The organism is Daejeonella sp. (assembly GCF_044348475.1).
In the GTDB taxonomy this organism is placed as follows: Bacteria; Bacteroidota; Bacteroidia; order Sphingobacteriales; family Sphingobacteriaceae; genus Daejeonella.
The window spans coordinates 92854-109935 of the sequence record NZ_JBIKSU010000004.1; the positions used below are offsets into that span (position 1 = coordinate 92854).

Below are 17082 nucleotides of genomic sequence, written 5' to 3' on the forward strand. Positions count from 1 at the left end.
GTAGTAAGTTTTAGGTAGTAAGTGTAAAGCTGAAAGGAGAAAGGTAAAAGGTAAAAGTTATAAGTTGTAGGTTATAAGTTATAAGTAGAAAGCTGAAAGGGGAAAGCTTAAAAAACGGGCTAAAAAAGGAGGTTTCAGTACTGTTTTCGAACAAAAATCATTAAATTGCGCAAAAATTCTAAACAATACCAAGGTGTCTGATAAACTTAATATCTCTATAACGAAAACTGCTAAATCACGATTAGCTGAAACCGATTTCGATAATTTGCCATTCGGAAAGACTTTTTCCGATCATATGTTCATGGCAGATTACAGCGATGGCGAATGGAAAAACTTCCAGATCCTTCCCTTCGGAGAGATCGGTATCAATCCGGCGATATCAGCACTCCATTACGGACAAACATTTTTTGAAGGCATTAAGGCCTATAAACATGCTAATGGCAAGGTTTCAATCTTTCGTCCGGATAAAAACGGCGAGCGATTCAATCTTTCTGCGCAACGTTTGTGTATGCCAGAGCTACCTGTGCAAACATTTTTACAAAGTATTGCAACATTGATAGACATTGACAGAGACTGGGTTCCAGGAAAAGAAAATCATTCCTTGTATATCAGACCATTCATGTTTGCTACTGATCCATTCCTTGGAGTTACTCCATCAACGAGTTATAAATACATGGTTTTAACCGGACCCGTAGGCCCTTATTTTTCGAAGAACCTAAAAGTTAAAATTGAGACCCATTATTCAAGAGCCTGTGATGGAGGTTTTGGTTTTGCAAAAGCTGCCGGCAATTATGGTGGCTCGATGCTGCCCAACTTAAAAGCTACTCAAGAAGGCTTTGATCAGTTAATCTGGACTGATTCGCGTGAACATGCATACATTGAAGAGTTAGGAGCTGCTAATGTGATGTTTTTGATGGATGGGACATTAATTACTCCTTCAACAAGGGATACAATTCTGAAAGGCGTAACCCGTGATACCGTTCTTACATTGGCCAGAAATTGGAATTTAAACATTGAAGAACGCAGAATTTCTGTGGATGAAATCATAGCCGGAATAAAAGAAGGCCGCATTTCTGATGCCTTTGGAGTAGGAACTGCTGCAACCATTGCACATATTGCTGAAATTGGATACAATGGAGCGCTTTATACCCTTCCGGATCCTGCGCAGCGTGTATTTTCAAACAAAGTTTTGAATACGCTAAATAACTTACGCTACGGTAGATCAGCCGACGAATTTGGCTGGAATTACATGGTAGGACACTAAAAAATAGTAATGTAATTATCATAAAGCTGCTAACTATTAAGCAGCTTTTTTTGTTTAAAAAAACTATTAATGGAGCTTAATTTTGCCGAATATTCGGAATTCTAATAATCTTAGAGACACTCATTTACAAGAAAAAATCCAAAGTAATAATTGCCTCAATTTCTATTACTCCTACGTGCATCTCTTTTCCTCAACCTATCGTCTCTACGTCCATCTCTGGCGATACGTTCGTTTTCCATTTTTCGCAATCTGACTTTGATCTCATTTTGTGTTCTAGAATCAAAACCGATGGTCTCGAGTAAAGCTTGAGCAAAGCCTTTCCATATCATATTAAAGAAGGAAGAATGCTGTGGACGGTTAAATATAAAATTAGATGTTCGAACAGGTGCCCCTGGAGATGGATTATCATCTTTTATAATCAGAATATTTGCAAAGATCGAAGCAATTCCTTTTCTTTTTAGTCTGATTGTTTCACCAGTCATTTCGAGCAGTGCTATCTTAAGATCCTTATAATAGCAGGTCAGTTTACCTCTAACACCTTTTAAACTGCCGGTTCCTTTGAATATCATTTTATCAATAAACCCAGATTTGACCTCAATAAGAGATAGAGGCCTAATTGCAGAATTAAGCATTGCAGCATCAATATTACCCAGTCGGCCATCAAATGCAAATGCTCCACCTGAATCATTCAAATTAAATTTCATAGTTACATCTAGTCTACCCCGATCCATCAGGAGCGAAGTAAGTTTCACGTCACTGTATTTGTTTTTGATCAGGCTAATCGAATCGTTCGTTACATTAGTTATGGTTCCATTTATTTGGCTGAAAGTAACTTTTCCTTTGCGTAGAGAATTTGGATTATACTCCGAATAATCTACTCTAGAATTCTGCAATAAAACTGAATCGACTGTAGTATTTATCTTAAAACGCTGCAAAGCTAATTGAGGAAAATTTACTCCCTTATTCCTTATTGAATCAGGAAACTGTCTGTTTAGGAAAATGGACAAATTAGCCTTGTTTAAGCTCAATGAGGAAGCAGAAATTCGTCGGTCTGTATTCAGAAGTTCATAATCAACCTTATTGAGCTGCAAATCTTCAATATTGAAGGTGTATCGGGGTTTAAGAAATTTAAATCTTCGCGAAAACTCCATTTCACCAAAACGCGGAACCACCCGAATGCCATTCATTCGAACATAAGCACCAGCAGTTGAAGCTCTAAATTCCTTAATTTGAACGCTATAGTTTTTGTCTAATGTGATCGTATTGTAATCCATGAATTCTGCATATATATCTCGGGTATAATACAAACGCGACTTATCAAATTGGGATGCAGAATCAATAAGAAGATCACTAATTTTAATGTAGATGCTTTTTAGGGCAGTTACATTTTTGCTGTTCAAGCTATTATCAATATAGTTAAGGTTGGCATTTTTGAAAATAATATTCCCAATCTTAACCGATCTCAAATAAGGAGCTAATCGCTGGTAGGCTGTACGCCTATTTCCGTTCAAAGCGCCGTTATTATTCTTTAAATCAGTAAAATTAAGCTCCAAACTAGGACGATCGATCTCTATTGACCCCATTTCCAGATCCCTGTCAAAATAAACCTTCCAGGGCTGGATTCTTTTCAGGATAAGTTCAGCAACAGCAACTGTATACAAATGCCGGGGAGCAATACTGTCCCTTTTCATTTTGTTGTACACCAGGGTATCCGGTGTAAAACGAATATTGAGAATATTCATTCTCCCTGTAACAAAATTGATCCTCACATTGTCGAAATGAACACGATACAAACCATCCGTAGATTGGTGAATGGCTTCCTTTATTCTTTCTGTAATAATAGGTTTCCAGTAATAATTTAAATATATGGCCAAACCTGAAATCACTATGATTAGAGTTAAAAATCCAATCAAGACCCATTTCCGGATAAAGGCATAACTCGTTATTTCAGTCATATATCTGTCTAGAATTTAAACTTATACAATTAATACCAATAAATATCTGTAGGATATGTCAGCGCAAAATAAAAATAGTGGAATTAACATAAAAAAGTATGCCTGACAAATTGTCATTCAATAGAAATTTACGTATTTTTGTACGCTAATTAAAATTCAAATGTCTAACCGCCCCTTAAACTTGCAAGATTCATCAGAAATTGCCTTACACGATGAATCCCGTCAGGGTGAAGCCTTACTAATTGAAAGGCCAAAACAATATACCGGACGCAAACTTTATATCGAGAGTTACGGCTGTGCAATGAATTTTGCTGACAGTGAGATCGTTGCATCTTTGATGCTGGATATGGGGTTCGAAACCACTGCTCAGTATAAAGAGGCAGATGTAATATTTATCAATACCTGTTCTATACGTGATAATGCTGAACAAAGAGTAAGAAACAGGCTCCGCGAGTTCAGCGCAGCAAAAAAGAAAAGTCCCGGAATGACAATCGGTGTATTGGGATGTATGGCTGAGCGCCTAAAATCTAAGTTTTTAGAGGAAGAAAAACTAGTTGATATCGTTATCGGACCAGACTCATACCGAGATCTACCCAATTTACTCTCGCAAGTTGACGAAGGAGTGCGTGCTGTAAATGTTCTTCTATCCCGTGAAGAAACCTATGCGGATATTAGTCCGGTTCGGTTAAATAGTAATGGTATTTCTGCTTTTGTTTCCATCATGCGTGGATGTGATAATATGTGCTCATTCTGTGTAGTTCCATTTACAAGGGGAAGAGAACGAAGCAGAGATCCAGAGTCAATTGTCAGAGAAGCTAAAGAGTTATTTGAAGAGGGCTATCGTGAAGTAACACTTTTGGGTCAGAATGTGGATTCATATAAATGGGAAGACCGTCTAAATTTTGCAGGCCTTTTGGAGTGTGTTGCTCAAATTGATCCGCTATTACGTGTTCGTTTTTCTACATCTCATCCAAAAGATATCACCAATGAGGTATTACATACCATGAATAAGTATGATAATATCTGTAATCATATCCATCTGCCAGTACAATCAGGAAATTCACGGGTACTTGAACTGATGAACCGAACCTATACCCGAGAATGGTATCTTGAACGGATCGATACCATCAGGCGTCTGATCCCTGAATGCTCCATTTCAACGGATATGATCATCGGTTTTTGTACTGAAACAGAAGCAGAACATCAGGATACATTAAGTTTGATGGATTATGTAAAATTTGATTTTGCATATATGTACACCTATTCGGAGCGTCCGGGTACGCTTGCAGCCAAACGTTTTGAAGATGATATACCTGAGGATGTTAAAACACGTCGTTTTAATGAGATTCTGAAAATGCAGCAGGCCTGTTCATTATATCGGCTGGAGCAGCACATTGGCAAAATACATCGCGTACTGATTGATGGCTTTTCGAAAAAATCTGATCAGGATTTTTCAGGTAAAACTGAACATAACATCACCGTTGTTTTCCCAGTCAATGAAAACAATAAGCAAGGCGATTACGTTAATGTATCGATAGTTCGTTGCACGCCGGCTACGCTAATTGGTCAAATTATTAATTAATAAAAAACAATGTAAATGATGGTCAATCATCATTCGCATCTAGAAGGATTAGAATATGGATGTTCAGGATATAAAAAATCGATTTGGAATAATTGGCAGTTCACCTTTACTCAACAGGGCTATTGATATTGCCAGACAAGTAGCACCTACAGATATTTCGGTACTAATCACAGGCGAAAGCGGAAGCGGTAAAGAGGTATTCTCACATATTATTCATTCATTAAGTGCACGTAAACATGGTCCGTTTATCGCGGTAAACTGTGGCGCGATACCAGAAGGAACCATCGATTCAGAATTATTCGGCCATGAAAAAGGATCATTTACCGGTGCCCATGATGCCCGAAAGGGATATTTTGAAGTGGTAGATGGGGGCACAATATTTTTAGATGAAGTTGCAGAATTACCAATCGGTACACAGGCCAGGTTGTTACGAGTATTAGAAACCGGAGAATACATTCGAGTAGGTTCTTCAAAAGTACAGAAAACAAATGTGCGTGTAATAGCAGCTACCAATAAGGATGTTTTTGATGCTGTAAGTGCCGGCAAATTCAGGGAAGATCTTTACTATCGCTTGAACACTGTTCCATTGAAAATACCAGCGCTAAGAGAACGTAAAGAGGATATCAATTTATTATTCAGGAAGTTCGTTGCCGATTTCACGGATAAATACAGAAGCCCTACAGTAGTACTAGATCAAAGTGCACAGCAGATCTTAATGCATTATAACTGGCCAGGAAATGTTCGTCAGCTAAAAAATATTGCCGAGCAAATTGCCGTACTAGAGAAGGAAAGAAATTTAACAGCAGAGCACTTACAAAACTACATCCCTAAAGAGGCTGGAAATACCCTTCCGATGCGAATTCAGAGCCAAAACAAAGATGATTTTTCGGAACGCGATATCCTCTACAAGGTTCTTTTCGATATGAAAAAGGACATGACAGATCTTAAAAAACTAGTTGCAGAAATCATACAAAACGGAGGGAATACTTCAAGTATACAATCAAACCAAAATGTGATTAATCAGCTTTACCGTGATATTGAAATTCCGGGAGATAGTAACATTCCATCAGATCCGCATCAATTGGTCATTCATCAGCCCAATACTGATAAGTCGTACGATATGATGGATGAAGCCGAAGAAGTGGAAGAGTCATTATCTTTGGTGGATAAAGAATCTGACCTAATTAAAAAGGCCCTGAAAAAACATAAGGGTAAAAGGAAACTAGCAGCACAGGAACTTGGAATATCTGAGCGTACTCTGTATCGTAAAATAAAAGAATTGGAATTATAAGCACATCTTTAACTATGTATAAGTTTATTTTAAAAATTAAGTGTCTTATTGTTCTGTCGAGCATCCTGGTTTTTCAGTCGTGTGGAACTTATTCATTTTCAGGCGCTTCGATTCCTGCAGAAATGAAAACGATCTCTGTGCAGTTTTTCGAGAATAACTCTGCTTTGGTAGTTCCTTATTTAAGTCAGCAATTCACTGAAGCATTAAAAGAAAGGATTCGTAATCAATCCAGACTGAGTATTGTAAGAGTTGATGGAGATGCTAATTTAGAGGGCAGGATTACCGATTACACAATCAGACCGGTAGCTATTCAGGGTAATGATCGAGCAGGATTAAATAGGGTTACAGTTACAGTCAGCGTAAAATACACGAATAGCCTAAATCCAGAATTGAATTTTGAACAAAGTTTTCAGGCATTTCAGGAATTCAGTCTTAACCAGGGGCCAATACAAACGCAGGAACAAAAATTATTAACATTGATCAATCGGCAGCTAACTGAGGATATTTTTAACAAGGCTTTTGCCAATTGGTAAAAAATATTTAGCTTTCAAAAAATGAGTAAAAGTGGAAGAGGTAAATAACCAGAATTTTGACATCAAATTATTTTCAGAATATGTTGCAGATCCATCGGCAACAAGCTTGGCTGAACCTAAAGAATTACTATCTGCACTTGAAAAATTTCCATATTGCCAGCTGCTTCATATTATCTATTCAGGCGCTACAGCTGCTCAAGATTTGTCAGAAAATACAGCCAATTTTACAAGAACGGCATTACTGATTCCTGACAGAACGGTTTTATACACAGCACTTAACACCCCTGAAAAATTAAAAAGTAAGCCTCCAATAGCTACAGATATTAAAGGAATCGAGCACACTGATACACTTATTGAGGAACTAGAATTTGAAGAACGTTCATTAACAGAACAAATCCAGCCACAGGATGAAAGCCAAGTTGAAGAACGTATTGATGTAGAGTTCAACAGTGAAGAGATTATTCAGGAAGAAAGCAATACTAATTCTGTTCAGTTAATTGAGGAACAAGAAATCAATGCAGAGGTTCAGCAAGTAGGCAGAACCGAAGCACAAACCATACCAACAAATCAGGAAGCAGAAATACAGGCAGAGCCAGAAGTTGAAAGCAAAACCGAAGAAATCGAAATCGTTGATACGGTATATGTACCGGTTACAGAATCTCTGATAAAGACTGCCCAATTCAAGGAAACGGATCAGAATGTATCAAAATACAATGATGATAAAATGCCCTATTCATTTTTATGGTGGCTTAACAAAACAAGAAATGAGCATTCCGAAACCTATCAGCCATTTGTAGAATTTAAACTGGATACTACACAGAACATCAAAAGAAATTCAGTTGATCAGTTAAGTAGTCAAATCATTGAAAATATATTCCATTTGCAATCACCTCTTGAGGCGATAGAGAATGCGCCAAAAACTGTCCCGTTTCAGGTTAGGCGGAAAGAAGACTCGATCCTGGATAAGTTCATTAAAGAAGAACCGCAGATTAAACCACCCAATTCACAAAAATTAGATACCGAGAATAAAGCCCGTAAAAGTGCCGAGGATCCAAATGACTTGGTTTCAGAAACATTGGCTCAGATCTACACCGATCAAATGTTGTTTCAAAAAGCGATCGATACCTACAAAAAATTAAGTTTGAAATTTCCGGAAAAAAGCACGTACTTTGCCGACCAAATTCTTGAATTAGAAAAGAACGTAAATTAATTACTATGTTATATACAATTATTATTCTGGCAATCATTGTTTGTTTTCTGCTAGTGGTGATCATTCTGATCCAAAATCCGAAAGGCGGCGGCCTATCATCAGGTTTTGCAGGTTCTAACAATATCATGGGAGTTCAGAGAACAGGTGATTTTCTTGAAAAGGGAACATGGGTTCTTGCGGTAACATTGATGGTTTTAGCTTTGATGGTTAATGTTGTTGTACCCCGCGGAGGAGTTGTTGATCAAGAAAAAAATGAAATTCAAAATCAGATCAATAAACCTACTGCACCGGTTGCTGCTCCATCAAATCTTTCACTTCCGGTAGACACTGCAAAAAAAAATTAATAAGAAATCAATAGTAAAAGTCACCTAATCGTGGGTGACTTTTTTTTTGGAATAGGCTGACATTCAACTGACAGCTTGACACCGAAAATGATTGAATAAAGTAGTTCAAAGTTTCTATTAATGAAAATTTGACAAGAATTCTGACCAAAAATCATTTGGCATAATTAGTGACTTCAATAAGGAAGAAAAATTTAATTAATTAAATACATAACAACAATATGGCATTAAATATCAAACCTAGCGCAGACCGGGTAGTTATAGAAGCTGCTCCAGCTGAAGAAAAAACAGCCTCAGGACTTTATATTCCTGATACTGCAAAAGAAAAACCTCAAAAAGGAACTGTTGTAGCCGTTGGTCCGGGTAAATATGCGGAACAAACCGGTAATTTGATCCCTATGGCTTATAAAGTAGGCGATGTGGTATTATACGGAAAGTATGCTGGTACCGAGATTACTCATGATGGTAAAGAATATCTTATCATGCGTGAATCTGATATTTTCGCAACATTATAAGGAAGAAGGAATCCGGGAGTCGGAAATCAGAGGTCGGAAAATCATACCTCAGACTACAGACTACAGACTTCAGACCTCTTAACCAAAATCTAATAAATTGAAACCCAGGAGCCTAATCCAAACATCTATTTTGAATTAGCTCTAGCATTTAAAATCTTTAAACATGTCAAAACAAGTTAAATACAACGTTGAAGCACGTGATGCTCTGAAAAGAGGCGTGGATATCCTTGCCAATGCAGTAAAAGTAACTCTTGGACCAAAAGGACGTAACGTAATTATTGATAAGAAATTTGGTTCGCCAGCAATCACTAAAGATGGTGTTACCGTTGCCAAAGAAATTGAATTAAAAGACGCCCTTGAAAATATGGGTGCTCAAATGGTTAAAGAAGTTGCATCAAAAACAGCTGATCAGGCTGGTGATGGTACTACTACTGCAACGGTTTTGGCTCAAGCAATTGTTACAGCAGGTATTAAGAACGTTGCTGCTGGTGCAAATCCAATGGATCTAAAGCGTGGTATCGACAAAGCAGTTACCGCTGTAGTTGCCAATCTAAAGAAACAATCTCAGTCTGTTGGTGAAGACAACAAAAAGATCAAACAAGTTGCTTCTATTTCAGCAAACAATGATGAAATAATCGGAACTCTGATTGCTGATGCAATGGCTAAAGTTGGTAAAGATGGTGTAATTACTGTTGAAGAAGCAAAAGGTACTGAAACTGAAATGAAAACAGTTGAAGGTATGCAATTTGACCGTGGTTACTTATCTCCATACTTTGTTACCAATGCTGATAAAATGGAAGTTGAGTTGGAAAACCCATATATTCTTATCTACGATAAGAAAATCTCTTCTATGAAAGAATTACTTCCGGTACTTGAAAAGCAAGTTCAAACCGGTAAGCCATTACTGATCATTGCTGAAGATCTTGATGGTGAAGCTTTAGCAACTCTTGTTGTGAATAAGATCCGTGGTTCACTGAAAGTTGCTGCAGTTAAAGCTCCTGGATTTGGTGATCGTCGTAAAGCAATGCTTGAAGATATCGCTATTCTTACAGGTGGAACAGTTATCTCTGAAGAAAGAGGTTATAAATTAGAGAATGCAGATCTTACTTACTTAGGTCAGGCAGAAAAAGTAGTAGTTGATAAAGATAATACCATCGTAATTAACGGTGCTGGAAAATCTGCTGATATCAAAGCTCGTGTTAATCAAATCAAAGCACAAGTTGAAACTACAACTTCTGATTACGATAAGGAAAAACTACAAGAGCGTTTAGCTAAACTTTCTGGTGGTGTTGCTGTACTTTATGTTGGTGCTGCTACTGAAGTTGAAATGAAAGAGAAAAAAGACAGAGTTGATGATGCTTTACATGCAACCCGTGCTGCGGTTGAAGAAGGTATCGTTGCTGGTGGTGGTGTTGCTTTCATTCGTGCAATCGAAGCATTAGCTAACCTTAAAGGCTCTAATGAAGATGAGAATACAGGTATTGCAATCATTAGACGTGCCATCGAAGAACCATTACGTCAAATCTGTCAGAATGCAGGTATTGAAGGATCTATCGTGGTTCAAAAAGTAAAAGAAGGTAAAGAAGACTTCGGATACAATGCACGTACAGATGTTTATGAAAACCTTATCGGTGCTGGTGTTATTGACCCTACAAAGGTTGGTCGTATTGCATTAGAAAATGCAGCATCAATTGCATCGATGTTATTAACTACTGAAGTGGTTTTAGCTGATGAGCCTGAAGAGGACAAAGGCGGTGGCCATATGCCTCCAATGGGCGGCGGCGGTGGTATGGGCGGAATGATGTAATATCATTAACCCAATACATGACAAAGCCTCGGATTAATTTCGGGGCTTTGTTGTTTTATTAGGTCAGTTATCAGTTGTCTGTTGTCTGTTGTCTGTTATCAGTTGTCTGTTGTCAGTTATCAGTTATCTGAGGTAGGAGGTCTGAGGTAGGAGGTCGGAGGCAGGAAGTATGAGGTATGAAGTCGGAGGTCTGAAGTCGGAGGTAGGAAGTAGGAGGTCTGAAAAAAGCAGAGAATTTCAATTAGCTCTACACAGTCTTAGTTCTTTGTTCCTGGTTCTTGATTCAGTTGTCTGTTGTCTGTTATCTGTTGTCTGTTATCTGTTATCAGTTATCAGTTATCTGAGGTATGAAGTCTGAAGTGAAGCAGAATTTATCTCAATACCCAATACTGTGGTTATCAGTTGTCTGTTATCAGTTATCAGTTATCAGTTATCTGAGGTAGGAAGTTAAGGTTAAGCAGAATTTATCTCAATACGCAATACTCAATACCCAATACTCAATACCCAATACTGTAATTATCTGTTATCTGCATACTACTAGTCTCAAGATCAAAGAATTTCCATTTCAAAAAGTTGAGCAATGTGCGCTTTTAATTTTTGCTTTACTTCATCCATATCCAGCTTGAATCTCAGTTCCCGTTCCATTGAAGTAACGTCTTTGTCATCGATTCCACAGGGAACAATGTTTTTAAAATAAGACAGATCTGTATTAACATTAAATGCAAGTCCGTGCATAGTAACCCAGCGGCTACACCTCACTCCCATTGCGCAAATCTTTCTAGCACGCTCATTATCCGCATCAAGCCAAACTCCTGTATACCCTTCATACCTGCCACCTTTTATCCCATAATCGGCAAGTGTACGTATCACAGCCTCCTCCAGAGTACGCAGATACAGATGTATATCCGTAAAAAAATTATCAAGATCGAGAATCGGATATCCTACCAGTTGCCCAGGACCATGATAGGTTATATCACCACCCCGATTAATTTTATAATAAGAAGCATTTTTTCTCTTCAGCCCCGCCTCATCAAGCAGCAAATTTTCAGGCTTGCCACTTTTACCAAGTGTATAAACATGCGGGTGTTCAACGAAAATGAGATGGTTTTTAACCGGATCAGTGGTGTTGTTATTTCTATTCTGTGTTTTTGCCTGAACCGTCTCCGAAAAAACCTGCTCCTGCCTATCCCAAGCCTGCTGATAATCAAGCAAACCCCAATCCTGAAAAATTACCTTCTTATTCTTCATTATTATCGTCTGAAACAAACCCGATCATATATTCATCAAATTTTTCATAATGAACCTTGAACTCCTTATGAATAGACCCAACATCCAGATTTGCAGCAAATGATCCATTTCCACTGTAATGAAATGGCTTTAAATCAATATTCTCTACAAAACTCACATTTTTTTTTCCATGAAGCTTATAAATAGCCTCCTTTGCGCACCAGCAGACATATAACTGCTCAATCCTTTCTTGTTCCTGGATGAATTCTAGTTCCTTTGCACTTAAAAACTTATTGGCAATACGTTCAATCTTGTCTTTAATCAATTCAATATCAATTCCTACTGCTTTGTTCTTACTCACCATGACTGCGGCATAATCATACGAATGACTAAGAGAAATATAATGAGGAAAATTACTGAGGTATGGCTTGCCGCTTGAGTCAACTCTACAATCAATGTACTGATCAGTGTCCATCATTCTGCGAAGTAAGACACGGGTGCTCAACCAATGCATATTTCTCTTGCCATTAGCCAAACCATCAAGATATGTTTTTTCATGCTCTTTTAACTGCAATTGAGCAAAAAGTTCATCTGCAGATTCTTCAATCTTCCAAATTGCGAAAGATGTAAAGGGGTCAATTTCTTTATGATAAGCAAGAGCCATTTTAAAATATAAAATACCTGTAAAACTATCTCAAATAAATCATAATTTAGTCCAAATCTTAAGCTTATTTATGATACTTTCTGATAAAATTATACTAGAAGAAATTGAAAAAGGGAATATTATCATTGAACCCTTCAAAAAAGATTGTTTAGGCACAAATTCGTATGATGTTCACCTGGGCAAATATCTGGCAACGTACAGAAACAGGGTATTAGATTCAAAAGCACACAATGAAATTGATCATTTCGAAATACCAAAAGATGGTTTTGTACTTCAGCCAAACACACTTTACCTAGGAGTAACCTTAGAATATACGGAAACTCATAGGCATGTGCCTTTTCTGGAAGGAAAATCTAGTACCGGCCGCCTAGGAATTGATATCCATGCTACTGCAGGAAAGGGCGATGTAGGGTTTTGCAATACCTGGACTCTGGAAATTTCATGTGCCCAACCTGTAAAGATTTATGCTGGAATGCCTATTGGTCAATTGATCTACTTTGTTGTTGAAGGAGATGTAGAAACCATGTACAATACCAAGGCAAATGCTAAATACAATAATAAAACTACCAAGCCTGTAGAAAGCATGATGTGGAAGAATGCATTCTAAAATCTAACTGTCAAATAATTCGTATATATTACATAGTTGAGCCTCAATTTTTAATAAATTGAGGCTTAGTACTTTAATTATCAGTCGATTCCTAAAACTGTTCATCATGTTTTACCCCGAAGCTCATACCTTTCGAAATTATCTTGCTAACTGTCTCTAAAGAACACTATGAAAAAATACGTTATTCTACTATTTTTTGTCATTGCATCTATACTGGTACTGGGATTTGTCAGAGATGATGAACCTTTGAAAAAAATAATCCAGCAGATTGAAAAATATCGGTTACAGTATCCACAGGAAAAAATTCACCTTCATATGGATAAGCCATATTATGCAATTGGCGATAATATATGGTTCAAGGCCTATGTAGTAACTGCTGAAGAGAATGAGCTATCAGACCTAAGCAAAATTCTATATGTTGAACTAATCAATGATAAAGATTCTGTGAAGCAATCAATAGTATTGCCTTTAGAAATGGGGCTTGCCTGGGGTGATTTTTCACTTACCGACTCTTTAAAAGAGGGAAATTATAGAATTAGGGCCTATACTAACTGGATGCGAAATTTTGATGAAGAGTACTTCTTTGATAAAACCTTTACTGTTGGTAATTCTATTGCTAATAGCGTAATAACTCAGGCAGATTATACCTACAGTAAAGATGTAAAAGGGCAAAAAGTAATGGCGAGTTTAAACTATGCCGATATGGCTGGTAAGCCTTTGATCAATAAGGAGGTTACTTATCAGGTGGTATTAGATTTCAGAACCATCCTGAAAGGAAATGGCATAACCGATTCGAAAGGTAATTTACTAATCAGCTTTGTCAATAATCAGCCATTTATATTGAAATCAGGAAAGATCTTGACTACAATCCGCCTGGATGAGAAAATCAGTGCCAGTAAAAATTTTCCGGTTAAATCCACTTCAAACGAAACCGATGTGAAATTTTTTCCTGAAGGTGGCGACATGATCAATGGCATCAGTACCCGGGTTGCCTTTAAAGCACTTGGATCTGATGGACTTGGAATTGCTGTAAGCGGATACATTGCCGACCAAAATAATGTCAGGATGAACGAATTCCAATCGGAACATGCAGGTATGGGTTCTTTTAAAATAAAACCAAGCGCATCAAGCACCTATACTGCATATATCACCTTTAAAGATGGCTCAGAAAAAGCCATTCCTCTGCCAACGGTTAAAACACAGGGCTATGTATTAACAGCCGATAATACAGACCCCAATGAACTCAAAATAAAAATTTCTACAACAGAACTGGATCAACCAGATTCAGAACTTACACTAGTAGCACAAACAAACGGACAAGTACAATTTGTATCAAAGAACAAGATGAATAGCCGAACTTTCAACGCGTCTATTCCCAAATCACGTTTCCCAACAGGGATTCTTCAGTTAACCCTGTTTTCTCCTAAAAATGAGCCAGTTGCAGAGCGCCTAGTATTCATCAATCACTCTGATTTTCTTAAAATAAATCTACGTACTGATAAGGCTGAGTTCCAAAAAAGAGAAAAAGTAAAGCTCATGCTAGATGTTAGTGATCCTAAAGGCAAACCTACACTTGGTAGTTTTTCAATTGCAATAGTTGATGAAACAAAAGTTCCGGTTGATGAGGCAAGTGAAACGAGTATTATTTCGAATTTACTACTGAGTTCAGACTTGAAGGGTTTTATTGAACAAGCCAATTACTATTTCACCGATACGACTGAAGCTAAAGTAAGACAGCTCGACAATCTGTTATTAACACAAGGATGGCGTCGCTTTGAATGGAAAAATATCTTGTCAAACAACTATCCAACATTAGTATATGGCCCGGAAAAAAGCATGCAGGTTAGCGGAAAAGTAACTTCACTAAATGGAAAACCTGTTATTGGCGGCAAGGTTACGCTATTTTCATCTTCAGGAACGTCAATTTTGTTAGATACGCTAACAGATAGGAATGGATTGTTTCGATTTGACAATCTCTATTTCAATGATAGCACAAAATTCATAGTTCAGGCCCGGAATGAAAGAGATAAGAAAAATGTAGAGATATATCTTGACCGAATACCGGCGCAGCTAGTAACAAAAAATAAGAATGAGGCCATGCTCGAGGTTAATGTAAATAAATCGATGTTTGCCTACCTTAAGAATAGCCGTGCTCAATATGATGATCTTAAAAGAAACGGAATGATTGTTAGGAATATCCTTCTAGATGAGGTTAAGGTAGTTGATACAAAAGTAGAAGCAAAAAACTCATCCAATTTAAATGGAGCGGGCAGAGCCGATGCCATAATTAAGGCTGAACAGCTTCAAAATTGTTTTACTATTGTTCAGTGTATTCAGGGTAGAATTGCAGGAATCATGGTGAATAATGGCATAGTCTACTCCATGAGAAGTATGTATTCTCTCTCTGGCCCAATTCCAATGCAATTAATTCTGGATGGGGCCTTTTTGGAACCAGAATTTCTTTCATCCATAAATCCAAACGATGTAGAAACCATTGAAATATTAAAAAGCGGTGCAAATACTGCTATTTACGGAAGCCGTGGTGGTGGTGGTGTACTTATAATAACCACCAAACGAGGAGATAGTAATAGAACCTACAAAAATTACGCTCCGGGAATTGCAGGCTATAATCCGAAAGGTTATTACAAAGGGCGTGAGTTCTACTCACCAAATTATGATGATCCGAAAATTAATTCAAAGATTGCCGACCTCCGGACCACCATTTATTGGAATCCGAATGTGGTCAGCGACTCAACCGGAAAAGCAAGTGTGGAGTTCTTTAATTCGGATGGAACCGGAAATTACAAGGCCATTGTTGAGGGAATCAATGTGAATGGAACAATAGGAAGACAACTTTTCAGATTCAGCGTTAAATAAATATGAATACAATCAAGGTTAATATCAAAGATAAAATTGCTGTTCTGTCAATGAACCGCGGTCGTTCAAATGCCATCAACGCAGAAATGGTTGCTGAACTTCATCAAATGGTCAGAAACATAGAAAATGACGATTCGATTGCGGGATTAATTTTGACAGGTAAGGATGGTTTTTTCTCTGCCGGTCTTGACCTTATTGAGCTTTTTAATTACGATGAGGAAACAATAAAAAGCTTCTGGATTGACTTTTTAGATTTGGTAACCACATTGGTTTCATTTAAAAAACCAATGATAGCTGCCATCAGCGGACATAGCCCAGCAGGTGGTTGCGTACTTGCCCTTTGCTGTGATTACAGAATAATGGCCGAAGGTAAATTCATCATCGGACTAAATGAAGTTCCGGTTGGAATTATCGTTCCGGAAAGCATTTTTCATTTGTATTCATTCTGGCTCGGTGAGCCAAATGCGTATCGCTTTTTGCTTGAAGGAAAACTGATGAACACGCAGCAAGCATTAAGCACCGGTTTGATTGATGAGGTAGTTAACCCAGAAAGTATTTTACATGCTGCCGAGCGCAAAATGCTTACTTACATTCAATTGGAACGTAATACATGGCAACAAAGCAAAATGAATATGCGTGCAGAGTTATTAAAAAAGGTAAGTGCAGATCCAACAGAAATGCTCAGACCTATGCTTGCACAATGGTGGTCGGCTTCTACCCGATCCATTCTTAAAACAATCATTCAAAATCTTCAACAAAAACCGGCCTAATATGTATAATGAACCCATGTTACGTGATGATGCCCTGAGTGGTAAAACAATACTAGTTACAGGTGGAGGAACCGGTCTTGGAAGAGCAATGAGCACTTACTTTCTAAAGCTTGGGGCCAATGTGGTGATCACCAGCAGAAAGATGGATGTGCTCCTTAAAACTGCGGCAGAAATGGAACAAGAAGCTGCTCCAAGCAATAAAGGAGGAGCAAAAGTGTTGGCGGTTCAATGTGACGTACGCAAACCTGAAGAAGTTGATGAGGTTTTAAGAAAAACATTAGAAACTTTTGGTCAGGTACACGGGCTCTTAAACAATGCAGCCGGCAACTTCATTTCACCTACTGAACGCCTTTCAGCCAATGCCTTTTCTACGATCATCGATATTGTATTAAAAGGTACTGCAAATTGTACCATGGCGGTAGGTAAACATTGGATTAAA

At 37.8% G+C, this 17082-nt stretch carries 15 protein-coding genes; 12 read left to right on the top strand and 3 right to left on the bottom strand.

Going from position 1 to position 17082, the window contains the following annotated elements; all coding sequences use genetic code 11:
* Nucleotides 1–193: 193 nt before the first annotated feature.
* The gene (locus ACIQZ6_RS02490; RefSeq protein WP_395807873.1) at nucleotides 194–1264 is read left to right on the top strand and encodes a branched-chain amino acid aminotransferase; all 1071 of its coding nucleotides are present in this window, start codon (nucleotides 194–196) and stop codon (nucleotides 1262–1264) included.
* Between the two features lie 155 nt (nucleotides 1265–1419).
* Here the strand turns inward: ACIQZ6_RS02490 and ACIQZ6_RS02495 are convergent, their stop codons facing one another.
* Entirely contained in the window at nucleotides 1420–3219 is a 1800-nt protein-coding gene (locus ACIQZ6_RS02495; RefSeq protein ID WP_395807875.1) for a hypothetical protein, read from the bottom strand.
* Nucleotides 3220–3379: 160 nt separating this feature from the next.
* On the opposite strand from ACIQZ6_RS02495, the gene miaB reads away from it, so the two are divergent.
* The 7 genes from miaB (at nucleotide 3380) to groL (ending at nucleotide 10498) form a co-directional block, all read left to right on the top strand.
* On the top strand, nucleotides 3380–4801 hold the full coding sequence (miaB, locus tag ACIQZ6_RS02500) for a tRNA (N6-isopentenyl adenosine(37)-C2)-methylthiotransferase MiaB (protein WP_395807877.1): 1422 nt from the start codon (nucleotides 3380–3382) through the stop codon (nucleotides 4799–4801).
* A gap of 55 nt (nucleotides 4802–4856) precedes the next feature.
* Entirely contained in the window at nucleotides 4857–6092 is a 1236-nt protein-coding gene (locus ACIQZ6_RS02505) for a sigma-54 interaction domain-containing protein (protein WP_395807879.1), read from the top strand.
* A 14-nt stretch (nucleotides 6093–6106) separates the two neighbouring features.
* Nucleotides 6107–6625, top strand: coding sequence for an LptE family protein (locus ACIQZ6_RS02510; protein ID WP_395807881.1), 519 nt, complete (start codon nucleotides 6107–6109; stop codon nucleotides 6623–6625).
* Nucleotides 6626–6656: 31 nt separating this feature from the next.
* Nucleotides 6657–7835, top strand: coding sequence for a hypothetical protein (locus tag ACIQZ6_RS02515; protein ID WP_395807882.1), 1179 nt, complete (start codon nucleotides 6657–6659; stop codon nucleotides 7833–7835).
* Between the two features lie 5 nt (nucleotides 7836–7840).
* Complete coding sequence (gene secG / locus ACIQZ6_RS02520) at nucleotides 7841–8179, top strand: preprotein translocase subunit SecG (RefSeq protein WP_395807884.1); 339 nt, start codon at nucleotides 7841–7843, stop codon at nucleotides 8177–8179.
* 218 nt (nucleotides 8180–8397) lie between these two features.
* A complete protein-coding gene (groES, locus tag ACIQZ6_RS02525) occupies nucleotides 8398–8691 on the top strand; it encodes a co-chaperone GroES (protein ID WP_090705455.1) in 294 nt (97 codons plus the stop codon).
* Between the two features lie 163 nt (nucleotides 8692–8854).
* Entirely contained in the window at nucleotides 8855–10498 is a 1644-nt protein-coding gene (gene groL, locus ACIQZ6_RS02530) for a chaperonin GroEL (protein ID WP_306551254.1), read from the top strand.
* 549 nt (nucleotides 10499–11047) lie between these two features.
* Here the strand turns inward: groL and lipB are convergent.
* Together lipB and ACIQZ6_RS02540 are read right to left on the bottom strand one after the other, a co-directional pair.
* Entirely contained in the window at nucleotides 11048–11746 is a 699-nt protein-coding gene (lipB, locus tag ACIQZ6_RS02535; protein ID WP_395807886.1) for a lipoyl(octanoyl) transferase LipB, read from the bottom strand.
* On the bottom strand, nucleotides 11736–12389 hold the full coding sequence (locus ACIQZ6_RS02540) for a 4'-phosphopantetheinyl transferase family protein (protein ID WP_395807888.1): 654 nt from the start codon (nucleotides 12387–12389) through the stop codon (nucleotides 11736–11738). Before ACIQZ6_RS02540 ends, lipB begins: the two co-directional genes overlap by 11 nt.
* Before the next feature lie 70 nt (nucleotides 12390–12459).
* On the opposite strand from ACIQZ6_RS02540, the gene dcd reads away from it, so the two are divergent.
* The 4 genes from dcd to ACIQZ6_RS02560 form a co-directional block, all read left to right on the top strand.
* Nucleotides 12460–12996, top strand: coding sequence for a dCTP deaminase (dcd, locus tag ACIQZ6_RS02545; protein ID WP_395807890.1), 537 nt, complete (start codon nucleotides 12460–12462; stop codon nucleotides 12994–12996).
* A 168-nt stretch (nucleotides 12997–13164) separates the two neighbouring features.
* Nucleotides 13165–15873: a TonB-dependent receptor plug domain-containing protein gene (locus ACIQZ6_RS02550; RefSeq protein ID WP_395807892.1), complete on the top strand. Its 2709-nt coding sequence runs from the start codon at nucleotides 13165–13167 to the stop codon at nucleotides 15871–15873.
* 2 nt (nucleotides 15874–15875) lie between these two features.
* Entirely contained in the window at nucleotides 15876–16643 is a 768-nt protein-coding gene (locus ACIQZ6_RS02555) for an enoyl-CoA hydratase/isomerase family protein (protein WP_395807894.1), read from the top strand.
* A 1-nt stretch (nucleotide 16644) separates the two neighbouring features.
* Nucleotides 16645–17082, top strand: a 438-nt coding sequence (locus ACIQZ6_RS02560) for an SDR family NAD(P)-dependent oxidoreductase (protein WP_395807896.1), incomplete at its 3' end; no start/stop codon positions are given.